This is a genomic window from Mycobacterium sp. (assembly GCF_032159565.1).
Classification (GTDB): domain Bacteria; phylum Actinomycetota; class Actinomycetes; order Mycobacteriales; family Mycobacteriaceae; genus Mycobacterium.
The window spans coordinates 24,553-47,436 of the sequence record NZ_JAVHWR010000200.1 but is presented as its reverse complement, the minus strand read 5'-3'; the positions used below and the strand labels follow the sequence as shown (position 1 = coordinate 47,436).

Sequence of the window (22,884 nt, the reverse complement as noted above, 5' to 3'; positions counted from 1 at the left end):
TCAGCGCGCCGAAATCGCTAGACCTCGATGACGACGGCGCCGCCCTGGCCGCCGCCCGCGCACATCGCGGCGACACCGATGCCTCCGCCGCGCCGCTGCAACTCGTACACCAGCGTCGTCACCATCCGGGCACCCGATGCCGCGATGGGATGGCCGAGGCTGCAACCGCTTCCGGAGAAGTTCACCAGTTCTTCGTCAAGGCCGTATTCGCGGCACGCCGCGATCGGCACGGAGGCGAACGCCTCGTTGATCTCCCACAGCGCGACGTCCGACGGCTTCAAGCCGGCCCGCTCGAGCACCTTGCCGATGGCCTTGACGGCACCGAGCCCGCAGTCGCGCGGAGCGACACCGGCTGCCGCCCAAGCCTTCACGGTGGCCATCTTCGTCAGATTCTCTGCAGCCGCGTAGTCCGCGTCGACGAGGGCTATCGCGGCCGCAGCGTCGTTGGTTCCGCTGCTGTTGCCCGCGGTGATGGAAAAGCCCTCGATCTCGGGGTGCAGCACCTTGAGACCGGCCAGCTTCTCGACGGTGGTGTCGCGCCGCGGGTGCTCGTCGACGCTGAAGTCCACGACGGATCCATCGAACTGCTCCACCTTCAGCGCGATGATCTCGTCGAGGAACTTGCCCGCGTCGATCGCGGCGATGGCGCGCTGATGTGAGCGCGCGGCCCACGCATCCATTTCCTCTCGGCTGATGCCGACCGTCTGCGCGGTGTTCCACCCGACCGTGATCGACATGTCCTTGGCCGGCGCGTCCGGCGTCTCGACGTGCGTCGGCGGCATCCACCGCTCCTCGAACTTCAGTTCGGGGCCGGGGATGCGCCAGTTCGTCAGCGGGGTCATGGACAGTGACTGCACCCCACCGGCGACCAACGCCCGCTCCATACCGGAACCGATCTGCGCGGCCGCATTGCCGATGGCCGTGAGGCTGCCTGCGCAGTGCCGGTTCACCGACTGCCCCGGAACGTCGTCCATGCCGGTGGCCGTGGCCGCGTAGCGCGCGACATCGCCGCCGCCGTAATGCGATTCGGCGAAGATGATGTCGTCGAAGGCCGCCGGGTCGACTCCGGACCGGCGGACCACCTCGGGAAGCACCGTGGTGATCAGGGTTTCCGGCGGGGTGTTGACCAGCGTTCCCTTGAAGGACCGACCGATAGCTGTCCTGGCGGCGCCGACGATGACGGGTGTGCCCATGTTCTTTGACCTCAGCTTTTGGCGTTAACGACTTTACAAAAGTAGCAGATACTGTATTGCAGCCTGTATGTGATCGCCCTCACTCCGGTTCGGGCACGTGGAAATGCTCGTCACGCAGGCGGAACGCCTCCTTGGTGCCGTGCGCTGCCCGCGTCTTGACGAAGTTGAACTCGCCGTCGGCGAACTGAAGGTTCGTTCCGTAGGCGTGAAACAGGTAGCTCGCCACCTCTTCGCCCTGATAGGCCTGGCTCTGCTCGACCAACCGGAAGGCCTCCTTGGCGATGACGACGCCGTCGGCCGGCATCTTGGCGGCCTTCTGCGCCCAGTACCTCGCCCTGGCCGCTACCTTGGCCGGCTCGCACGTGTCGGTGAAGACGCCGAGATGCTCGATCGCACCCGCCTCGATGATGTCGCCGGTCAGCAGGAGCCGACGGGCCAGCACCGGGCCCAGGCGGTGAAAGAACATGTGCAGGCTGCCCAGCGCGGGTCCGAGGAAGCGGGTGGCAGGCATGCCGATCTTGGTGTCGCGGGCGATCACGGAGATATCGGTCATCAAAGCCATCTCGAAACCGCCGCCGAGTGCGTAGCCGCTGATCTCGCCGACGGTGACCTTCGGAAACCCCATCAGGTTGTGGTAGAAGCCGAAGGACTTTCGGTCGACAGTCAGCCGCCGGCGTTGGCTCGGGCGACTCTTCTTCTCTTCGCGGGGGCGCTCATCGCCATACCAACCGTAGGCATTGTTCATGTCCGCACCGGTGCTGAACACCCCGTCCGCTCCGCGCAACAGCACCACCGTGATGTCGTCGTCATCGGCGACACGATCGAGGCACCGGGCGACGGCCTCGCGCATGGCGGCGTCGTAGGAGTTGCGCTGCCTGGAATTGTTCAGGGTGATCGTCGCGATCCGCTTGTCCGGATCGACGTCGAAGAGCACGCGATCATCGGTAGAAGCCGTCATTGTCCCGCACTCCTCGAAATCAGTTTCGCCTGAATGGTTTTGTCGGCCCCGGCGGCGAGCGTGCCCCGCCGGGCGGCCGAAAGATGGTCCTGCGCCAGCCGTACCGAGCGCGCTGCGTTGCCGTCGCGGATGGCGTCCAGTACCCGTTGATGATCGCGCAGCGCGGCCCGCATGGTTTTGTGGTTCACGTCGTCGTCGCTCCATACCGAGGATTCGTGGGCCGACCAGACCAGTTCGAGCGAGCCGATCAGCAGAATCATCGGCTCGTTGCCGCAGCGCGACACCAGAGCTTCGTGAAACCGCCTGGCATTCGGCACGTAGGCCGACAGGTCGTCGAATTGTTCTGTTTGAGAATCGATTTCGGCCTGAAGATACGGTACGACGGCCGTCATTCGATCTTCGCGAGAGGCGCACATTCCCGCGCAGATCGGCTCGAGGTGCAGTAGCGCCTCGCTGACATCCGCAGGTGTGGACCCTCGCGTCTGTAGCACCATGCTGATCATGTGTGCTGTGCGGTCGGCCGACGGCTGATGGACGATCGCTCCGCCGACATTGCCGCGGCGCACCGATATCAGGCCGTCGCTCTCGAGTATGTGGATGGCCTCGCGCAGCGCGGGCGGACTCACGCCGAACTGCTGGAACAGACTTTCTTGCGACGGCAACTCCTTCAGCCGGCCGGAGAGGATCTCGTCGCGTAGCCGCGACGCCACGATCTCTGCGACGCGCGGCTGGCGAATGCCCTGCAACTCCACGAGGTCAGACTCGTCGCTTGCCGAAGTCGAACCCGGTGAGCCTGTCCGGCGACAGGGCCAGCGTCGTGGCTTCGCCGACGCACAGCACCTCGTCGTTCAGCAGCAGCCGCGCCGTCGATGTCACTCCGCGATCGCCCTGTGCGCGAGCAATGTCGAAGCGCAGCTCGGTCAGGATGGGCGTCGGCCTCCGGAATTTCACGTTCAGCGACCGCGTCTTGCCCGACATCTCGGTGGCGCAGTTCTGGTGCTGGATCACGCAGTCGAAGAAGACCGCGAGGAAACCGCCGTGCACCAAACCCGGTGGCCCTTCATAGACGACGGGAAAGGTGACGCAGCCTTCCGCCGTCTCGGCGGTGATGCGGTCGAATTCGTACTCGGGAAAGGCCGGGTTATAGGCGCCGATGTCGAATGCGTGCGCAAGGTAGACGCGTTGGGTGCCGGTGCCGCCGTCACCGATCCGAGGTGTGGCATCGGGCGGGATTGCGGCGGCCAGCGCGTTCTCCCACTCGGTGAACTGCGCCAGCATGGCGTCGACCGCGGGGTGGGACTGCTCGAGCGACAGCAGGAGACCTGCGAGACGACGGAGCGCGCCTGCGGCGGCCACGGTCTGGGCAAGCGGCTGCTCGCCGAACCGGGGGGTGTCACCGTCCGCCATCCGGGCTTTCCCTTCTATCTTGTATAGGATAGTAATGGTTTAGCCTACTGTATGGGTATCCGTATACGGCTCGAGAAGGGACCCGGCAGTGAGTCAAGAGGTCGGCTCCGCTGACGGCGCGGTGACCGTGCGCCGGGACGGGGCGATCCTGCGGCTCACGCTCGACCGCCCGGCCAGACGCAACTCGCTGAGTCACTCGATGGTCGATGCGCTCGTCGACGCGCTGGCCGCGGCCGCCACCGACGATGCGTTGCGGGTCATTCACATTCGCGGTGAAGGCGACGACTTCTGCGCGGGCGCCGACTGGGTGGCCACCAATTCCGGCGGCGCACGGCCGCGCACAGGCCATCTGGTCCGGCGCATCCCCCATACCTCGCACCGGCTGGTAGAACTCGTCCACAGCATCCATCTGCCCGTCGTCTGCACCGTGCGGGGCTGGGCCGTCGGCCTCGGTTGCAATCTGGCGCTGGCCGCCGACTTCACCGTGGCCGCCGGCGACGCGGTGTTCTGGGCACCGTTCGTGACCCGAGGTTTCAGCCCCGACTCCGGCGCGACGTGGCTGCTGCCACGGCTGGTCGGCATGGCACGCGCCAAGCGGATGCTGTTGCTCGGCGAGAAGGTGGCGGCATCTGACGCCGCGGAGTGGGGGCTCATCCACGACGCCGTCGACCCGGCCGGACTCGACGACGCCGCCGGCCGGCTGCTCGTTGCGCTTGCATCGGCACCAACGGTGGCGGTCGGGCTGGCCAAGCAGGCCATCCACTACGGCCAGCACGCCACCCTGCCGCAGACGATGAACCAGGAACTGTACAACCTGGAGCTCTCCTGCCGGACAACGGATTTCAAAGAGGGTCTGGCCGCGTTCCGCGAACGACGCACGCCGGAGTTTCACGGCCGATGACCGACCAGCGACTCGACGAAGGGAACATCGATGGCCGACAATGCGTACGAAACCATCAAATACGAACGCGACGGGCATAAGGCCACCGTCACACTGAACCGACCGGACGCACTCAACGCGCTGAGCCCCTACATGATCGCCGAGTTGCGCAGGGCCTACGACGAGGCGGAGAACGACGACGACGTCTGGCTCCTCATCGTCACCGGTGCCGGCCGGGCGTTCTGCACAGGTGCGGACGCGAAGCAGATTCCGCAGGACGGCAAGGTCATCAACGAACGGGCCTACCTGTCGACGTATGACCAGTGGGAGGCCCCCCAGGAAGGCACTCCGCCGTTTCGCCGGATGGCCAAGCCCGTGCTGGCAGCGATCAACGGCATCTGCTGCGGCGCGGGCCTGGACTGGGTCACCACTGGCGACATCGTGATCGCCTCCGAGGCGGCCACCTTCTTCGATCCACACGTCAGCATCGGCCTGGTGGCAGGACGCGAGATGGTACGGCTGGCGAAGGTGCTGCCCCGAAATGTCGCGCTGCGCATGGCGCTGACGGGAAAGCACGAACGGATGGACGCGCAGCGGGCATACGAACTCGGGATGATCAGCGAGGTCGTCACCCACGATCGCCTGCTCGAGCGCGCGCACGAGATCGCCGACATCGTGAACAGCAATGCGCCGCTGGCGGTTCGCGGCACGCGGCTGGCCATCCACAAGACGCTGGACCTGCCGCTGCACGACGGCGAGATTCTCGCCGAGGCGTTCAGGGAGCGCAATCTGCACACCGAGGACTCGCTCGAGGGGCCGAGGGCGTTCGTCGAAAAGCGCACACCGAACTGGCAGTGCAGATGAGCGAAGGTTTCGACACCATCCGGCTCGACGTCGATGCCGGCGACCACGTCGCCACCATCACGTTGAACCGGCCCGATGCGCTCAACGCGTTCAACCGCACGATGTGCGAGGAGATGGCGCGCGCGTGGCGCACCGTGAAGCTCGACGATTCGGTCAACGCCGTCGTCCTGCGCGCGGCGGGCGACCGCGCGTTCAGCGCCGGGCTCGACGTCAAGTCGTCCTACGGCCAGCCCGACAACGTGTGGAATCACGAGGATCCCGGCGAGCCGCTGAGCCCGAAGTGGCAGAAGATGTGGAAGCCGGTCGTCTGCGCCGTGCAGGGCATCTGCACTGCGGGCGCGTTCTACTTCGTCAACGAATCCGACGTCGTGATCTGTTCGCAGGACGCCACGTTCTTCGACTCACACGTGTCCGCCGGCCTGGTGTGTGCGCTCGAACCGATCGGCCTGATGCGGCGCATCGGCCTTGGTGAGACCCTGCGAATCGCCTTGATGGGCAACGACGAACGCGTCAGCGCCGACACCGCGCTGCGGATCGGGCTGGTATCCGAGGTGGTGCCGCGCGACCGGCTATGGGAGCGTGCGCACGCCATCGCGGCGACGATCGCCGCCAAGCCACCGGCCGCGACGCAGGGCACCGTGAAGGCGATCTGGGAGTCGCTGGACAAGCCGTATCGGGCCGCGCTCGAACAGAACCTGATCTACACCCGGCTGGGCAACCCGATCGGCGCGGCGGAACTCGCGCAGCGCGGCGGGCCGGTGAAATCCGAACCACGGATCCGGTGATGGCCGGACATCCGCTGTGCCGGCGCATCGCCGACGTGCTCGATCTGCAGCCCGACGCGTCGGCGATCGAGTACGACGACCACTGGTTCACCTACGGGCAGATCGGCATGCTGACCCGGCGGGTTGCCACGATGGCCGCCGGCCGCGGTCAGGTCGGGATGCTGCTGCGCAACCGGCCGACGCATGTCGCCGCGTTCCTCGGCGTGCTGCTGGCCGGCGGGTCGGTGGTGGTCATCAACCCGTCCCGTGGCGACGACCGCACCAAGGCCGACATCACCGCGCTCGACCTGCCGGTGATCATCGGCGACCCGGACGACCTGACGAAACTGGTCGGACCGAACGCCGGATCGACGGTTCTTTCTCTTTCGGTGTTCGACGCCGAGCCACAGGTGGTGGCGGTCGGCGACGGCCACCGGGCGACGAGATCCGGTGTCGCGGTGCGGATGCTGACCAGTGGGACGACAGGGCCACCGAAGCGCATCGACCTCACCTACGACATGCTGGCTTACAGCGTGATGGGTCGCGACCCGGGCCGGTCGCCGTCACCGAGCGAGGTTCGCAGCGGCGTCGCGATCGTTAACGCGCCCCTTGTGCACATCGGCGGGGTGTTCCGGGTGCTGCAATGCGTCGCCGAGGCCCGACCGTTCGCGCTGCTGGACCGGTTCGAACTCGGCACATGGGTCGACGCCGTGCGCAGGCACCGACCGCGCGCGGTCTCGCTGGTGCCCGCCGCACTGCGGATGGTGTTGCACTCCGCCGTGCGCCCGGAAGACCTCGAAAGCGTTCGTGCCGTCACATCGGGTACCGCGCCGCTTTCCGCGGAGGACGCCGACGCCTTCCGGCAGAAGTTCGGTATTCCTGTGCTGACATCCTATGCCGCAACGGAATTCGGTGGTGGTGTGGCCAGCTGGACGCTGGCCGATCATCAGAAGTACTGGCAGGCCAAGCGCGGCAGTGTCGGACGCGCCAACCCGGGCGCAGAACTGCGCGTCGTCGACGACGACGGCAAGCCGCTGGGCGCCGATCAACCGGGCCTGCTCGAGGTCAAACCGGGTCAGCTCGGGCCGTCGGCGGACTGGATGCGCACCACGGACATGGCACGCATCGACGAGGACGGCTTCCTGTGGATTCTCGGTAGGGCCGACCAGGCGATCATCCGCGGCGGCTTCAAGGTGATGCCCGACGATGTCCGCGCCGCCCTGGAAAGTCATCCCGCCGTGCAGGGCGCGGCGGTGGTGGGTCGGCCTGACGACCGGCTCGGAGAAACACCCGTCGCGGTGGTCGAGCTGCGCGACACCGCCTCCGCCGACGCGAGCGAGCTGCTCGAATTCCTGCGGAACCGGCTGGCGCGCTACGAGATCCCCACCGAAATCAGGATCGTCGACGCGATCCCCCGGACACCGTCCGGCAAGCCCGATCTGAGCGCCATCCGTGGCGGCTGAGGCAGACACCGTCGCGGGAGTACTGCGACGGCAGGTGAACGCCAGGGGTTCGCACCCCCTGTTGATATGCGACGGGGACCGCCTCAGCTACGCCGACGCCGACCGTCTCTCGGCCGGACTCGCCCGCGGCCTTGTGGCGCTCGGCGCAGGCAAGGGTACGCACATCGGGCTGCTCTACCCGAACGGGTCGGCGTTCGTCGTCGGCATGCTGGCGGCTGCCCGGATCGGCGCGGTCACCGTTCCGTTCACCACGTTCGCCACCGCATCCGAACTGCGCGAGCAACTCGTGCACAGCGATGTGGCCATCTTGCTCGCCACGTCGCAGTACCGCGGCAACGACTTCGGGCAGCGGCTGGCCGACATCGGTGACTCCGTCCCGCTTCTGCGCCATGTGCTGATCGACGCCGAACCGGAGAGCACCGTCAGCGGGGCGCTGCTGGCGGCGCTGGAGGCCGACGTCGACGGATCCGATCCGCTGGCGATCATCTACACCTCCGGGTCGACCGGTACGCCGAAGGGCGTCGTGCACACTCACGCCGCCCTGCTCGAACACCAACGAAATCTCAACGCGATCCGCGGGCTGACCGCCGACGACAAGCTGTTCTGCAACTCGCCGTTCTTCTGGATCGGCGGCTTCGCGTTCGGTCTGCTCGCCACGCTGGTGGCGGGCTCGACGCTACTGTGCTCGAACGCCACCGACGCAGGCGAGACGCTCGATCTCCTCGAAGCCGAGCGGCCGACGACGACCAACGGTTTCATCGCGGGGATCGCTCACCTGGCGCGTCACGACAGCATGCGCACCCGCGACCTGTCGTCGATGCGGCGAGGAAATCTGTACCCGATCATGGCGCCCGACACCCGGCCGGCCGACCCCGAACTGCGACACAACATGCTCGGCATGACCGAGACAGGAAGCGTGGTCCTGCTCAGCGGCGACGAAGCCGACCAACCCGAGCACCGGCGCGGATCGTTCGGCAAGCCCGCGCCGGGTTTCGAGGTGACGGTCGACGCCGATGGTGAGATGTGTGTCCGCGGACCCTACGTCATGCAGCGCTACTACAAGCGCAGCCGCGAGGAATGCTTCGACGCCGACGGCTGGTTCCACACCGGCGATCTCGTGCGCACCGATGCCGACGGGTTCTTCTATTTCATCGGCAGGCGCGGTTCGATGATCAAGAGCGCGGGCGCCAACGTCGCTCCCGCGGAAGTGGAGAAGGCGATCGTCCGGATCAGCGGAGCCGCCTCGGCGTATGTGTTCGGCGTACCCGATCCCGACCGCGGGCAGGTGGTGGTCGCCGTGCTCGCCACCGACGACGACGTCGACGAATCAGCACTCCGGCAGGAGTTGAAGCGAGAGCTCTCCGCCTACAAGATCCCGAGAAGGATTGTGGCGATGAAATCTGCGCAAATACCGGTGCTGTCGAGCGGCAAGGTCGACGTGAATCGGCTGGCGGCGGTGTTCGGTGGCTGAGGCGCCGTCAACCGTCGATCAGCTGGTTCGGCTTCGCGCCACCCAGTACGCGGACAAGCCGATGGTGATCGATCCGGTTAACCGGGTCACCTACGGCGAACTCGATGCGAGGACGCACGCGGCGGCGGCGGCATTTCTGCAAGCCGGGATGACCAAGGGCACCCGAGTCGGGCTGATCATGCCCAACGGAGTCCGCTGGGTGCAGACCGCCGTCGCGCTGACCCGAATCGGCGCCGTGCTGGTCCCGCTGAGCACCCTGTTGGCGCCACGCGAACTGGTCGCGCAACTGCGGGTCGCGTCCGCGCAGCACCTGGTGGCCGTCGAGGAGTTCCGCGGGCACCGCTATCTCGACGAACTGAACTCCGAGTGCGACGCGCCGACGGATCTGCCTGCGCTCCGGCATGTTTGGACGCCCGATCGTCTACCTCAGGCCACTGCCACGACGAGCAGGGCCGTCGACGCAATCACCGCTACGGTCACGGCCGCCGACACCCTGGTCATCATGTTCACCTCAGGAAGCAGCGGTCCGCCTAAAGGCGTCATTCATTCACACGGCAACGCATTGGGCGCCGTACAGTCCGGCCTTGCGGCTCGGTGCATCGACGCAGACACTCGTCTCTACCTGCCGATGCCGTTCTTCTGGGTGGGCGGCTTCGGCAGCGGCATCCTGTCGGCACTGCTGGCGGGTTCAACACTGATCACCGAGGAGATTCCGAGCCCCGACACCACGCTGCGCCTGCTGGAACGCGAACGAGTGACATTGTTTCGCGGCTGGCCAGATCAGGCCGAAGCCGTTGCCCGCCAGGCGACCTCGGTCGGCGCCGACCTGTCCGCCTTGCGGCCGGGCAGCCTGGAGGCGCTGCTGCCGCCCGCTCAACGGGCAGCGCCCGGCGCGCGGGCCAAGTTGTTCGGCATGACCGAGTCGTTCGGGCCGTACTGCGGCTACCCTGCCGACACCGATATGCCGCGGACGGCATGGGGCAGCTGCGGAAAACCGTTCACCGGCACCGAGGTCCGCGTCGTCGACCCCGATACCGGCGAGCCGGTGCCGACGGGGACCGTCGGCATGATCCAGATTCGCGGGCCGAACACGCTGCGCGGCATCTGCCGACGCAGCCGGGAAGAGGTCTTCACCGCCGACGGCTTCTACCGCACCGGCGATCTAGCGCACCTTGACGACGACGGCTTCTTGTTCTACCACGGCAGATCCGACGACATGTTCAAGGTCAGCGGCGCCACCGTCTACCCCAGCGAGGTCGAGCAGGCGCTGCGCGGCATCGAGGGTGTCGCAAACGCCTTCGTCACCGATGTGTCTGGCGCGGTGGGTGCGGTCGTGATCGCCGACGAGTCCGAGGAACATTTGCGCGCGGCTGCACGAAGGCTGTTGAGTCCGTTCAAGGTTCCGACTGTGTGGCTGGTCGTCGGCTCCGACGACGTCATCCCTCGCGGCGGCACCGGCAAGGTCGATGTCGCGGAGCTGAGAAAGATGCTGACCGCTGAGACTCCTCTCGGCGAGCAGACGCGAACTCGCACAATTTGAGCGCTGAGAGTGCGAGTTCGCGTCTGCTCGCGGGGTGAAGTGAGCTGCTCGCGGGTCAGGTGACCACTCCTCGTTGCTTGAGGTGGGAGATCAGCGGAACCGCACCCGCGGCGAGATGCTCCGACATCGCTGAGCGCGCTAGTTCCTCGTCACGCTTTGCCAACGCCGCGAGCAGACTTCGATGGTGCCTGTTCGACTTGTTCGGCCACCCTTCGATCGTCGGAAAAACCGATTCGGGTGCATAGCGCGTGATCTGCGACATCAACTGTGCGAGCTTGGGCGAATCTGCAGCCACGTTGATCGCCCGGTGGAATTCGTGATTGAGGGCGACCGCATGGTCCTCATCGTCGCTCGCGTAGGCGTCTTCGAGTTTCCTCTGAATTCTTTCCAGCTCGCGCAGCTGGTCGTCGGTGATGTTGGAGGCGGCACGCGCGGCCAGTTCGCCGCCGATGTGCGCCTGCACGTCGGAGACGTCGGTGATGTCGCGACGGGTCACCGGCAGCACCACGAATCCGCGGTGCAGCTTCTGGTCGAGCAGACCCTCGGCGCGCAATTGAAAAAGCGCTTCGCGTACCGGTGTCACGCTGATACCCAGTTCGGCCGCCAACTGGTCGAGCCGCACGTACTCGGCTGCCGCGTACGTCCCGTCGAAGATACGCTTGCGGACGTACCGCGCCACAGCCTCGGAAAGCTGTGTCCGAGTTGCGAATTCCGGGACGGTCACAGTCAGATCCGATAATCCGCGAGCAGCCGCTTGCTGATGATGTTCTTCTGGATCTCGCTGGTACCCTCGCCGATCAACAGGAACGGCGCGTCGCGCATCAGCCGTTCGATCTCGTATTCCTTGGAATAGCCGTAGCCGCCGTGGATGCGGAAGCTCTGCTGGGTGACCTCCGAGCAGAACTCGCTCGCCAGGTACTTGGCCATCCCCGCCGCCACGTCGTTGCGTTCGCCGGAGTCCTTGAGCCGGGCGGCGTTGACCATCATCAAGTGTGCCGCCTCCACTTTCGTAGCCATCTCGGCGAGCTGGAACGCGATCGCCTGGTGCTCGGCGATCGGCTTGCCGAATGTCTGACGCTGTTGGGCGTACTTCACCGCCAGCTCGAACGCGCGGATGCCGACGCCGCAGGCCCTCGCCGACACGTTGACCCGGCCCACCTCGATGCCGTCCATCATCTGGAAGAAGCCCTGCCCGGGGGTCTCGCCGAGAATGTCGTCGGCCTTGGCGACATAGCCGTCGAAGATCAGCTCGGTGGTGTCGATGCCCTTGTACCCGAGCTTGTCGATCTTGCCGGGAATCACCAATCCAGGCGCTACTTCCCCGAAACCGGTTGGCTTTTCGACGAGGAACGCGGTGAGGTTGCGGTGCGGCTTCTCCGCGCCTTCGTCGGTTCGCACCAACACCGCGACCAGCGTCGAGCTGCCGCCGTTGGTGAGCCACATCTTCTGGCCGTCGATGGTGTAGTCGCCGTCGTCGTTGCGCTTGGCCCTGGTGCGGATCGCGGCGACGTCGGAGCCGAGTTCGGGCTCGGACATCGAGAACGCGCCCCGCGTCTCGCCGGTGGCCATCCGCGGCAGGAAGCGTTGCCTCTGCTCCTCGGTGCCGTGCTGGCGCAGCATGTACGCGACGATGAAGTGAGTATTGATCACACCGGAGACGCTCATCCAGCCGCGGGCGAGCTCCTCGACGCACAGTGCATAGGTCAGCAGTGACTCGCCGAGTCCCCCGTACTCCTCCGGAATCATCAGACCGAACAAACCCATCTCGCGCATCTGGTCGACGATGTGCTGCGGGTAGGTGTCGGCATGCTCGAGTTCCTGCGCGTTCGGGATGACCTCTTTGTCAACGAATTGCCGTACGTTGGCCAGTATTTCGGTCTGGAACTCGGTCAGTCCGAGCGTTTGAGCGATTTTCGTCATGCTGCCACCCTCTCGAACACCGCGGCCAGGCCCTGCCCGCCGCCGATACACATCGTCTCCAGTCCGTAGCGGGCCTCTCGCCGGTTCAGTTCCCGGGCCAGGGTGGCGAGCATCCGCCCGCCGGTCGCCCCGACGGGGTGGCCGAGCGAAATCCCCGACCCGTGCACGTTCGTCCGCTCACGGTCGGCGTCGGTCAGACCCCACTCCCGCATCACCGCCAGCGCTTGCGCCGCGAACGCTTCGTTGAGTTCGATCAGGTCGATGTCGCTGAGCTGCAACCCGGCCTTGCCGAGTGCAATCTCGGTTGCGGGCACCGGCCCGATGCCCATGATGTTCGGCGCGACACCCGCTGAACCCCAGGAGACGAGCCGAACCAGCGGCGTCAGCCCCAGCTCGGCCGCCTTCTCCGGCGTCGTCACAATGCACATGGCGGCCGCGTCGTTCTGTCCGCTGGCGTTTCCGGCGGTGACAGTAGCATCCGGATCATCCTTGGCCAGAACCGGTTTCAACTTGGCCAGCGACTCCAGGGAGGTGTCGGCTCGCGGATGTTCGTCGGTGTCGATGATGTCTTCGCCCGGTCGGGTGCGCACCGCGACGGGGATGATTTCTTCAGCGAGTATGCCGTCCTTCTGCGCGGCGACCGCCCGCTGATGCGATGTCACAGCGAGCTCATCCTGCTCCTGCCGCGAGATACCGTACTGGCGGCGCAGGTTCTCGGCGGTCTCTAGCATGCCGCCGGGCACCGGATAGTGCTGCCCGCCCGCGGTGGAGCGCCCACGTGCGAGTGCGTCGTGCACCGTGACGCCGGATCTGGCTCCGCCCCAGCGCATATCCGTCGAATAGAACGCGACGTTGCTCATGCTCTCCGCGCCGCCCGCCACGACGACATCGTCGTCGCCGGCGCTCACCTGCAGGCAGGCCTGGATGACGGCCTGCAGGCCGGATCCGCAGCGCCGATCGACCTGCATGCCGGGAACGGTCACCGGCAGACCAGCGTCCAACGCGACGACGCGACCGATGGCGGGCGCCTCGCTGTTGGGATAGCAGTGGCCGAGGATCACGTCGTCCACCGCGTCGGGCGCGACGCCGGTCCGGCGCAGCAGGCCCTTCAACGCGGTCACTGCGAGATCGACCGCGGTCAGCGATCCGAATATGCCGCCGTAGCGGCCGATCGGGGTGCGGACGGGCTCACAGACCACGGCCTCGCGGGTGTTCATACGTCACCCTCCTTCGCCCAAACCAACGATTGGGCGCAAAAGTGCGAGTAGTTCTCGCCTTTTCGTCGATTTCGGCGCCCCGAAGATTCACGGCAACTCATACGTGCCTCCCACCCGTGACCTCGAGGACGGTGCCCGTCATATACGACGACAGGTCGCTGGCGAGGAACAGGGCGACGTTGGCGACCTCCGCAGGCTCACCGGCCCGGCCCATCGGCACCTCGGCGAGCTTCTGATCCCAAATGTGTTGTGGCATGGCCTCGGTCATCGCGGATCTGATCAGTCCCGGTTGGATCGCGTTGACCCGCACGCCGAGGTGGGCAAGCTCTTTGGCGGCGGCCTTGGTCATCCCGACGATGCCTGCCTTGGCCGCTGAGTAGTTCGTCTGGCCGACGAGGCCCACCTTGCCCGAGATCGACGACATGTTCACGATCGCGCCGCGTTTGTTCTCACGCATGATCGCGGCGGCCGCCCTGGTTCCGTTCCAGGTGCCCTTCAGGTGCACGGCGATGACCTCGTCGAACTGCTGCTCTGTCATCTTGCGCATCGTCGCGTCGCGGGTGATGCCCGCGTTGTTGACCATGATGTCGAGGCCGCCGAAGTGCTCGACCGCCGCACCGACCAACGCGTCGACCTCGTCGGCCTTGGTCACGTCGCAGCGCACGGCCAGCGTGGAACCGGACCCGAGTTGTGTGGCGGCGGCCTCCGTCGCGGCGAGGTCGAGGTCGCCGAGCACCACCCGCGCACCCTCGGCGATGAAGCGCTCGGCGATCGCATAGCCCAAGCCCTGCGCACCACCGGTGACGACCGCTGTCTGATCTGTCAGCAATGACACCTGATCACCCATCCTTGCTGTTGTGGGCCACGAGGGCCCCGGCAGATCGACATCATATTTCATATATGATTTGCGGCACCGCGCGGCACCGATTCGTCGAACAGGAGTACGCCTGAAATGACCACCGCTGAAGTCAGCGACGAGGATTTCCACGAGATCCTCGCTCAGACTCGTCATTTCGTTCGCACCGCGGTCGTGCCGCGCGAGCAGGAGATCCTCGCCGGCGACCGGGTCCCCGACGACCTGCGCGACCAGGCCGCGAAGATGGGCCTGTTCGGCTACGCGATCCCTCAGGAGTGGGGCGGTCTCGGCCTGAACCTGGCGCAGGACGTCGAGATGGCGATCGAACTGGGCTACACCTCGCTGGCCCTGCGGTCGATGTTCGGCACCAACAACGGCATCGCGGGCCAGGTGCTCGTCGGCTTCGGCACCGACGAGCAGAAGGCCCAGTGGCTCGAGCGCCTGGCGACCGGCGAGGTGGCGTCGTTCGCCTTGACAGAGCCCGGCGCGGGATCCAACCCATCTGGCCTGCGCACGAAGGCGGTCCGCGACGGCACACAGGACGATGCAGACTGGATCATCAACGGAGACAAGCGTTTTATCACCAACGCGCCCATCGCGGATCTTTTCGTCGTCTTCGCCCGCAGCAGGCCCGCCGACGACGACGGCCCCGGTATCGCGGTCTTCCTTGTTCCCGCCGACGCCGCCGGTGTCCAGGTCGGCGCCAAGGACGCCAAGATGGGCCAGGAGGGTGCGTGGACGGCCGATGTCAGCTTCACCGACGTCAGGGTGCCCGCAGGCGCACTGATCGGCGGCAGTGAGGACATCGGTTACCGGGCGGCGATGACGTCGCTTGCCCGCGGCCGGGTGCACATCGCTGCGCTGGCGGTCGGCATCGCACAGCGAGCCCTTGACGAATCGGTTGCGTACGCGGCCACGGCCACCCAGGGCGGCAAGCCGATCGGCAGCTTCCAACTGGTTCAGGCGATGCTGGCCGACCAGCAGACCGGCGTGATGGCCGGGCGCGCACTCGTCCGCGACACCGCCCGACTTTGGCTCTCCGGCGAGGACCGCAGGATCGCGCCGTCGGCGGCCAAGCTGTTCTGCACCGAAATGGCCGGCAAGGTGGCCGATCTCGCGGTGCAGGTGCACGGCGGCAGCGGCTATATGCGAGAGGTGCCCGTGGAGCGAATCTATCGCGACGTTCGGCTGCTCCGGTTGTACGAAGGAACCAGCGAAATTCAACGGCTGATCATCGGGGGCAACCTCGTCAAAGGCGCCCAGAAGTGAGCCAGAGGCTGCGTGCGCAGAAGTCTTTTCGCTCCTCGCGTCCGCGGAAGTCTTGTCGCTCCTCGCGTGCGCAGAAGTCGATTCGCTCCTCGCGTGCGCGTGTCAGAACACCACAGTTTGGTTGCCGAACCGAATGATTCGGTCCTGACAGTGCCAGAGCACCGCGCGCGACAGCACCACGCGTTCCACGTCCGCGCCGAGCCGCCTCAAATCCTCGACGGAATGCCGATGGTCGACCCGCACCACGTCCTGCTCGATGATCGGTCCATCGTCGAGTTCCTCGGTGACGTAATGCGCGGTCGCCCCGACCAACTTCACACCCCGTTCCTTGGCCCGTCGGTACGGTGCCGCTCCGATGAACGCGGGCAGAAACGAGTGGTGGATGTTGATCAGCGGACAACCGACGTCCGTCAGGAAGTCCTGACTGAGGATCTGCATGTAGCGCGCCAGGACCACCAAGTCGACGTTGCCGCGCAGAAGATCGACCTGACGACGTTCGGCGTCTGTCCGAGTGTCGTTCGCTGCGGGGACATGAAGGAACGGCACCCCGAAAGGCCGAACCGCGTCAGCGAGATCGGGATGGTTGGAGATCACCATCGAGACGGACATGTCCAGCTCACCACGACGGTTGCGCCACAGCAGATCCAATAGGCAGTGGTCTTCCTTCGATACCAGGATCGCGACGCGTTTCGGTTTGGCCGCTTCCGTCAGCCGGAAGTCCATCTCGAACCGGCCGGCGACCTGCTCGCGAAAGTGGTGCTCGAGGGAGTCGCGTGCGGCTGTCAGACCCGGCATGTGAAAGATCGTGCGTTGCATGAAGGTGCCGCCCGATTGTTCGGTGGCGTGCTGATCCAGCGAAACAATGTTGGCGCCGGAATCCGCCAGAAAGCCGCTCACCGCCGCAACGAGGCCGGGACGGTCCGCGCACCGCAGCAGCAACCGGCCGACATCCTTGGACATCCCTCAGGGTCTCACTCCGGCAGGCGACGGACAGCGGACTGAGGTGGAAAAATCAGCGGTTTGGCGGCACGATTGGACATCGGCGCTCGCTGCCTGGCCGCCGAGGCAACTGACGACGGCCTCGGCCCGGATTTACGGCAACGTTAGTTCATCGCGCCAGTTTCGCTGACTCGTTCGCCGTTCGATCGAAAAAAACATCCATAATCTGCGGATATTTACGTGCGCGAAAGTTGCCGAGCAATTTCCTTCCTTCATACCCGCAAACAACATAGCTCGCCAAGGGAATCTTTGCCGGACAAGATCGGCCCGCTAGCTGGAATAACGGTCTCGAAAAGAGCAATACTCGATGTCTGGGTATTCATATAGACCGCATGTGAATGCCGCCTCGGTAACCGCGACTACTCGTCCATTCTGGTCGCCGTCACCCGAACGATGGGACAGAAATGACCGTTCCTCTGCAGAGCGCCAACCGGCCGATTTCCCACTCGCCGCTCGAGGAGCAAATCAGTTGGTTTGATTCCGACACCGAGTGCACGATGGTCGTTTCAACACCTGCCGCCGACCCGGCACTATGGGCCGAATTCGTCGACGGCGCGGCACGCAGCTACTTCAAGCACGGGATCGAGCAAGCGCTGGACATCGATTCGCTCGCAGATGCGGCCAATACCCAGCTGTTCCATGCCGTGGTGAACGATGCCGGAGCGATCATGGGCGGAATCCGTTCCAAGGGGCCGCTGGAGACGCCTGATGATTCACACGCCATCGTCGAGTGGGCGGGCCGGCCCGGTCTGCGCACGGTGCGCAAGATGATCGGCGACCGATTGCCGTTCGGCGTTGTGGAGATGAAGACCGCCTGGATGGCCGACGACCCCTGCCGGAGCCGAGCACTCGCAGGCACGCTGGCGCGGACTCCGTTCGCCGCCATGGCACTGCTGGACGCGCAGTTCGTGGTCGCGACAGCCGGATCACACGTGCTCAACCGCTGGCGCTCGTCCGGCGGCGTGGTCGCAACGAAGATTCCCGCGGCGCCGTATCCCGACGACCGATACCGTACGAAGATGATGTGGTGGGATCGCAGCACCTTCACCAACGACGCCGCGCCTGAGCAGCTTTCGAAGATCTTTAACGACATGGCCATCGTCGCGCGTCAGCTTGACCATGTGGGTGCCCGGGCACTCGGCAGCGGCCTGTGACCCCAGCCGGCGAAGAGTCCTTCACCGCAACGCTGCTCATCGAGGCACAACCGAATGACCGACAACTGTTATCGGAGTTGAGAGCAGACTCCAGCATCGAAATCGTCGACAGGTCCGACGAACAGCTCGATGAATTACGCCGACTCCGTCCGGTGCCCGGTCCTGAGGTCATCGCCGAACCGCCGATTTGGGCTTTTTACCCTTGGCGACGAACCGTCACAAGCATTCTGGGTCCGAGGGGCTTCCGGGCCGTGCGGCTCAACCGCAACCGAAATCTGATCACCTCGGAGGAACAGGAGCGGCTCGGCGGCCTCCGGATCGGCATCGTCGGGCTCAGCGTCGGCCATGCCGTCGCCCACACCCTGGCGCAGGAGGGACTCTGCGGCCGGCTGCGGCTCGCGGACTTCGACGAACTGGAGTTGTCCAACCTCAACCGGGTGCCGGCCACCGTCTTCGACGTGGGCGTGAACAAGGCGAAGGTGGCGGCCAGACGGATTGCCGAGCTTGATCCCTATCTACCGGTTGAGGTGTTCGACCGGGGAATCACGACGGAGTCGGTCGACCGGTTCCTCGACGGTGTCGACATCCTCGTGGAGGAGTGCGACTCGCTGGACACCAAGGTCCTGGTCCGCCAGGCGGCCCGCGCGCGACGCATCCCGGTCCTGATGGCCACCGGTGACCGCGGCACCTTGGACGTCGAACGCTTCGACGTGGAGCCGGAGCGGCAGATTCTGCACGGCCTGTTGGGCGACGTGGACTTCGCTGAGCTCTCGGGGCTGCCGAGTGAGGACAAGGTTCCCTACGCCCTTCGCATGATGGACGGTGGACGGCTGTCGGCCCGCATGGCGGCATCCCTCATCGAGGTCGGAACCACCCTGGGCACTTGGCCGCAGCTGGTGTCCGAGGTCGCCCAGAGCGCAGCGCTGGTGGCCGAGGCCGTCAGGCGGATCGGTCTCGGTGAGGGGCTGGCATCGGGCAGGGTGCGCATCGACATTGCGCGCGACCTCGACGAGATCCACGACCCTTCGGCGTCGACTGCGACAGCCCAGGCCGCCGGAGACCAGCGCGCCGAGGTCGCACCGACCGACGCCATCGGTCGGGTGGTCGCCGCCGCGGTGCGCGCGCCGTCCGGCGGGAACGTCCAGCCCTGGCGCATTTCGACGCACGACCAGGCGGTCACGATCGCGCTCGCGCCGGAATACACGTCGACGATGGACGTCGGTTATCGCGGAAGTGCGGTCGCGGTCGGCGCCGCCGCCTTCAACGCGCGGGTGGCGGCGGCCGCCGGCGGAATCCTCGGACCTGTGAGCCTCCAACCGGGAGACGACGCGCATCCGCTGCGAGCTGTCTTGCGTCTCGCCGATGGATCCGACCGCGAACTTGCGGCGCTGTACGACGCGATGCTCGCCAGAGAGACCAACCGCCACCATGGCAGGCAGGTCTCGCTAACCGAGGACGTCGTCGAACGCCTCCATGCCGTTGCAGAGCACGAAGGCGCCCGGCTACACCTGCTGACCATGCCGAACGATGTCGCCAAGGCGGCGGCCATCCTGGCCGAGTCCGACCGCATCCGGTACCTGACACCCCGGCTTCACGCCGAGATGATCTCCGAAGTTCGTTTCCCCGGGGATGCTTCGCAGGACACCGGAATCGACGTCCGAAGCCTGGAGCTTTTCCCCGCCGATCTGGTCAAGCTGGACGTTCTGCGGCGTGCGGAGGTCATGGCTTACCTGCACAAATGGGGACTAGGGACGGCGCTGGGCTCCGACACCTCCGAACGCATTCGGACCAGTTCATGTGTTGCGGTGGTGTCGACGGACGGTCAGGCGCTAACGGACTACGCGCGGGCGGGGTCGGCCGTCGAAGCCGTCTGGGTCGTCGCCCAGCAGAGTGGCCTCGCGGTGCAACCGGTGTCCCCGGTGTTCCTCTACGCCCACGACGACGAAGATCTGCAGACACTCTCGTCGACGTACGCGCCGACTCTGAGGCGGATGAACGACGAGTTCCGCCGGCTGTCAGCTATTGAGTCCGGCGAAGCACTCGCGCTGGTACTCAGGTTCACCGACGCGCCCGCCACGTCGGTGAGGAGTCAGCGTCGCCGGGTTGATGCCAGTACTCTCATGGCATAACAACGGACACCGGAGCAAACGTGGCTCGTACCCTCGACGAAGTCGTCACCGCCGTCGCGACTGAACTGATGGCGGTGAATGCGGCTACCTCCGCCGCGGTCAGTCAGCGCGTGCTGGCCGACCTTGTCGGACATTTCGGCATCGACGTCAGCTTCCTGCGGTACAACGACCACAAAATCCGCGCGACGAGGTTGATCGCCGAGTGGCCGGTCCGCCCCGACGTCCCCGACCCAGACCCGCTCGGCCTTGTGTACTTCGTCGACGCCGATCCCGTGTTCGCCGCCGCCGAGCATGCGAAAGAAATTCTGCTCTTCCGGCCCGAGCCCGCGACCGACGACTACCAGAAGACCATCGAGGAAGCCCGCAACATCCCCGGGGTGACGATGGCGGTCGTGCCGATGCTGTCCGGCGACGTCACGACGGGCTGCCTGGGGTTCGTCAAGTTCGGCGACAGGGATTGGACACCGAAGGAACTCAACGCGCTCAAGGCGATCGCCTCGCTGTTCGCACAGCTACAGGCCCGCATCGCCGCCGAGGAACAGCTCCGCTTCCTCGCCGAGCACGACGATCTGACGGGCCTCAACAACCGTCGCGCGCTCATCGCTCATCTGGATCAGCGGTTGGCGCCGGGCCAACCGGGCCCTGTTTCGGCGCTGTTTCTCGACCTGGACCGGCTCAAGGCCATCAACGACTACCTGGGCCATACGGCGGGAGACTGGTTCATCCGCGTGTTCTCCAGGCGGCTGCGCGAGGGCGCGGAAGGCCCCAACCTGATCGCCCGCCTCGGCGGTGACGAGTTCGTCGTCGTGCCGGTGGTGCCGATGAGCGCCGTCGAAGCGGAAACGCTCGCCACCCGCCTGCAGGCGACGCTGCGCGAGCGGGTGTCCATCGACGGCGAGATGCTCACCCGCACCGTGAGCATCGGCGTCGCGCTCGGGGTACCCGGTCGCGACACCACGTCGGATCTCCTGCGCCGCGCGGACCAGGCGCTTTTAGCGGCTAAGACCGCAGGCGGTAACAAGATCGCGGTGTTCTCCGACGACATGTCGCTCAAGGGCGAGTTCCGCAACGACATCGAGCTGCATCTGCAGAGTGCGATCGAGAACGGCGCCCTGGTCCTGCACTATCTGCCCGAAGTGGACATGCGTACGGGCGAGATCCTTGCGTTCGAGGCGCTGGTGCGCTGGCAGCACCCGACGCGGGGCCTGCTCTCCCCCAACGCGTTCATCGGCGTGGCAGAGTCGATCAATTTCGCGGGCGAGCTGGGCCGCTGGGTGATGCGCGCCGCCTGCGCCGAGTTCCGCCGATGGCGGTCGAAGGGGATCGGCGAAGACGTCGTGCTGCGGATCAACGTCTCACCGGTGCAGCTGGTTACCGAGGGCTTCGTCGAGACGGTCGCGAGCATCATCGACGAGTTCGGCCTTGACGGCGGCTCGGTGTGCCTGGAGATCACCGAAAGCGTAGTCGTGCAGGACATCGAGACCACCCGGATCACCCTCGCCGGGTTGAAGGAGGTCGGGGTTCAGATCGCGATCGACGACTTCGGCACCGGCTACAGCGTGCTGTCGCACCTGAAGTCGCTGCCGGTCGACACGCTGAAGATCGACAAGAGCTTCGTGCGTGAGCTCGGGACCAACCCGGGCGATCTGGCTATCGTGCGCGCCGTTATCGCCTTGGCAGAGTCGTTCGGTCTGGAGCTGGTCGCCGAGGGTGTGGAGACCGAGGAAGCCGCGCTGACGCTGCTGCGGCACGGGTGCCACCGCGCTCAGGGCTTCTTGCTGTCGCGGCCGGTGGCCGGCGATGCGATGGAGTCGCTACTTGCCCAACGGCGGATACCGGTGCAGTTCTCCGTAGCACCGGTTCGCTGACTGGCGCTGCCGGGTCTCTCGTGCGGCATCGATCAGATGCCGATGCGCGGGACGACATGCCCTGTGCGGAGAAGGAGCGGGCGGCCGGATCGTCAGAAGCTCGACGCGGCCGAACCGGCTCGGCGCCCGCCGCACAACGCTGACCAGCAACGACGTGTAGCCCGAGACATCGCAGGGCATGACAGCTCTGGCGTCGTGTCCACCGGTGGAGACGATCACGCCGCGCCGGGCCCGCACGGCCCGCGGTCCCCACGGTGTGCCGACGACGGCGCCCCTGGCCTGGCCCTCCTCGAATACGATGCGATGCAGTGGGCTGTCCATGCTGATATCGATGCCCCGGTTACAGGCCTGCACACACAACCAGTCGCTCAGAATCAGTTTTCGCAGGTCCGCCCCGTTCTCGATGGAACCGATCGGTGTCACTTCGAACGGCTCTCCGCGGCTGGAGCGCATGGTGACTTCGCTGCGCTCGGAGACCCGGCTGTAGAGGAACCCGTATGGAGAGGCGAGGCAGCCCGCGGCCCAGGCCTGCAGTCCGGAGCCCGTGAACGGCTCGACCCTCTGCGACCTCGACGGAGCGGGCGCGAAGTCGTCGATCACCCGGACGGGCGTCGCCGCCGTGGGTTCCGGATGGGAGCCGGGTAGCAGGTTCTGCGACAGCTCCCGGAAGTAGCGCTTCGTCTCGTCATCGTCGACTTGGATGCCGGCCGCGTCCGCCACGAAGACGTCAAGGCCGGCATCCACTGCGGCAATCGCCGTCGCAAGGCCCCCGATCCCCGAACCGGTACAAACGACGTCTACCTCGTCATCCCAATTCATAGCAATTGACCTTCCAATTGCCAGTGGCAGAAGAATTCGACAAAAGGGCGTTTCCATTGGGTACTTGCTTATGCAAATGAGTGCTATTGCAGATTAAAGCAACAACATCTGTG

At 65.9% G+C, this 22,884-nt stretch carries 20 protein-coding genes; 10 read left to right on the top strand and 10 right to left on the bottom strand.

Features of this window, described 5'->3' with window-relative positions; genetic code table 11:
* Positions 1-17 precede the first annotated feature (17 nt).
* The 4 genes from QOC76_RS27400 to QOC76_RS27385 all read right to left on the bottom strand — a co-directional run bounded on the left by QOC76_RS27400 (position 18) and on the right by QOC76_RS27385 (position 3,558).
* A complete protein-coding gene (locus QOC76_RS27400) occupies positions 18-1,193 on the bottom strand; it encodes a thiolase family protein (RefSeq protein WP_526362429.1) in 1,176 nt (391 codons plus the stop codon).
* 79 nt (positions 1,194-1,272) lie between these two features.
* Positions 1,273-2,151, bottom strand: coding sequence for an enoyl-CoA hydratase/isomerase family protein (locus QOC76_RS27395; RefSeq protein ID WP_526362427.1), 879 nt, complete (start codon positions 2,149-2,151; stop codon positions 1,273-1,275).
* Complete coding sequence (locus QOC76_RS27390) at positions 2,148-2,903, bottom strand: FadR/GntR family transcriptional regulator (RefSeq protein ID WP_526362425.1); 756 nt, start codon at positions 2,901-2,903, stop codon at positions 2,148-2,150. The genes QOC76_RS27395 and QOC76_RS27390 overlap by 4 nt, the downstream gene beginning before the upstream one ends.
* Positions 2,904-2,907: 4 nt before the next feature.
* The gene (locus QOC76_RS27385) at positions 2,908-3,558 is read right to left on the bottom strand and encodes a PaaI family thioesterase (protein WP_526362423.1); all 651 of its coding nucleotides are present in this window, start codon (positions 3,556-3,558) and stop codon (positions 2,908-2,910) included.
* A gap of 88 nt (positions 3,559-3,646) precedes the next feature.
* On the opposite strand from QOC76_RS27385, the gene QOC76_RS27380 reads away from it, so the two are divergent.
* The 6 genes from QOC76_RS27380 to QOC76_RS27355 all read left to right on the top strand — a co-directional run bounded on the left by QOC76_RS27380 (position 3,647) and on the right by QOC76_RS27355 (position 10,540).
* The gene (locus QOC76_RS27380) at positions 3,647-4,459 is read left to right on the top strand and encodes an enoyl-CoA hydratase/isomerase family protein (RefSeq protein ID WP_526362421.1); all 813 of its coding nucleotides are present in this window, start codon (positions 3,647-3,649) and stop codon (positions 4,457-4,459) included.
* A gap of 30 nt (positions 4,460-4,489) precedes the next feature.
* On the top strand, positions 4,490-5,302 hold the full coding sequence (locus tag QOC76_RS27375; RefSeq protein WP_526362419.1) for an enoyl-CoA hydratase/isomerase family protein: 813 nt from the start codon (positions 4,490-4,492) through the stop codon (positions 5,300-5,302).
* Complete coding sequence (locus QOC76_RS27370; protein ID WP_526362417.1) at positions 5,299-6,087, top strand: enoyl-CoA hydratase/isomerase family protein; 789 nt, start codon at positions 5,299-5,301, stop codon at positions 6,085-6,087. Before QOC76_RS27375 ends, QOC76_RS27370 begins: the two co-directional genes overlap by 4 nt.
* Entirely contained in the window at positions 6,087-7,529 is a 1,443-nt protein-coding gene (locus QOC76_RS27365) for a class I adenylate-forming enzyme family protein (RefSeq protein ID WP_526362415.1), read from the top strand. The genes QOC76_RS27370 and QOC76_RS27365 overlap by 1 nt, the downstream gene beginning before the upstream one ends.
* On the top strand, positions 7,519-9,000 hold the full coding sequence (locus tag QOC76_RS27360; protein ID WP_526362413.1) for a class I adenylate-forming enzyme family protein: 1,482 nt from the start codon (positions 7,519-7,521) through the stop codon (positions 8,998-9,000). Before QOC76_RS27365 ends, QOC76_RS27360 begins: the two co-directional genes overlap by 11 nt.
* A 61-nt stretch (positions 9,001-9,061) precedes the next feature.
* Entirely contained in the window at positions 9,062-10,540 is a 1,479-nt protein-coding gene (locus QOC76_RS27355) for a class I adenylate-forming enzyme family protein (RefSeq protein ID WP_526362459.1), read from the top strand.
* A gap of 55 nt (positions 10,541-10,595) precedes the next feature.
* Here QOC76_RS27355 and QOC76_RS27350 read toward each other — a convergent pair whose 3' ends face one another.
* From QOC76_RS27350 to fabG, 4 genes are all read right to left on the bottom strand, one after another.
* Complete coding sequence (locus QOC76_RS27350) at positions 10,596-11,264, bottom strand: GntR family transcriptional regulator (protein ID WP_526362411.1); 669 nt, start codon at positions 11,262-11,264, stop codon at positions 10,596-10,598.
* A gap of 2 nt (positions 11,265-11,266) precedes the next feature.
* Positions 11,267-12,460, bottom strand: coding sequence for an acyl-CoA dehydrogenase family protein (locus QOC76_RS27345; protein WP_526362409.1), 1,194 nt, complete (start codon positions 12,458-12,460; stop codon positions 11,267-11,269).
* On the bottom strand, positions 12,457-13,677 hold the full coding sequence (locus tag QOC76_RS27340) for a thiolase family protein (protein WP_526362407.1): 1,221 nt from the start codon (positions 13,675-13,677) through the stop codon (positions 12,457-12,459). Before QOC76_RS27340 ends, QOC76_RS27345 begins: the two co-directional genes overlap by 4 nt.
* 97 nt (positions 13,678-13,774) lie before the next feature.
* On the bottom strand, positions 13,775-14,524 hold the full coding sequence (gene fabG / locus QOC76_RS27335) for a 3-oxoacyl-ACP reductase FabG (RefSeq protein WP_526362405.1): 750 nt from the start codon (positions 14,522-14,524) through the stop codon (positions 13,775-13,777).
* Between the two features lie 105 nt (positions 14,525-14,629).
* On the opposite strand from fabG, the gene QOC76_RS27330 reads away from it, so the two are divergent.
* Entirely contained in the window at positions 14,630-15,802 is a 1,173-nt protein-coding gene (locus QOC76_RS27330) for an acyl-CoA dehydrogenase family protein (RefSeq protein ID WP_526362403.1), read from the top strand.
* A gap of 102 nt (positions 15,803-15,904) precedes the next feature.
* Here QOC76_RS27330 and purU read toward each other — a convergent pair whose 3' ends face one another.
* Complete coding sequence (purU, locus tag QOC76_RS27325; protein ID WP_526362401.1) at positions 15,905-16,762, bottom strand: formyltetrahydrofolate deformylase; 858 nt, start codon at positions 16,760-16,762, stop codon at positions 15,905-15,907.
* Positions 16,763-17,205: 443 nt separating this feature from the next.
* Between purU and QOC76_RS27320 the strand changes: the two genes are divergently transcribed.
* The 3 genes from QOC76_RS27320 (at position 17,206) to QOC76_RS27310 (ending at position 21,952) form a co-directional block, all read left to right on the top strand.
* Positions 17,206-17,955, top strand: coding sequence for a hypothetical protein (locus QOC76_RS27320; protein WP_526362399.1), 750 nt, complete (start codon positions 17,206-17,208; stop codon positions 17,953-17,955).
* A complete protein-coding gene (locus QOC76_RS27315; RefSeq protein WP_526362397.1) occupies positions 17,952-20,084 on the top strand; it encodes an Rv1355c family protein in 2,133 nt (710 codons plus the stop codon). Before QOC76_RS27320 ends, QOC76_RS27315 begins: the two co-directional genes overlap by 4 nt.
* Positions 20,085-20,152: 68 nt before the next feature.
* Positions 20,153-21,952 carry a putative bifunctional diguanylate cyclase/phosphodiesterase gene (locus QOC76_RS27310; RefSeq protein ID WP_526362457.1) on the top strand — a complete coding sequence of 600 codons (1,800 nt, stop codon included), beginning with the start codon at positions 20,153-20,155 and terminating at the stop codon, positions 21,950-21,952.
* Here QOC76_RS27310 and QOC76_RS27305 read toward each other — a convergent pair.
* On the bottom strand, positions 21,899-22,771 hold the full coding sequence (locus QOC76_RS27305; protein ID WP_526362395.1) for an FAD-binding protein: 873 nt from the start codon (positions 22,769-22,771) through the stop codon (positions 21,899-21,901). The genes QOC76_RS27310 and QOC76_RS27305 overlap by 54 nt on opposite strands.
* Between the last annotated feature and the right edge of the window lie 113 nt (positions 22,772-22,884).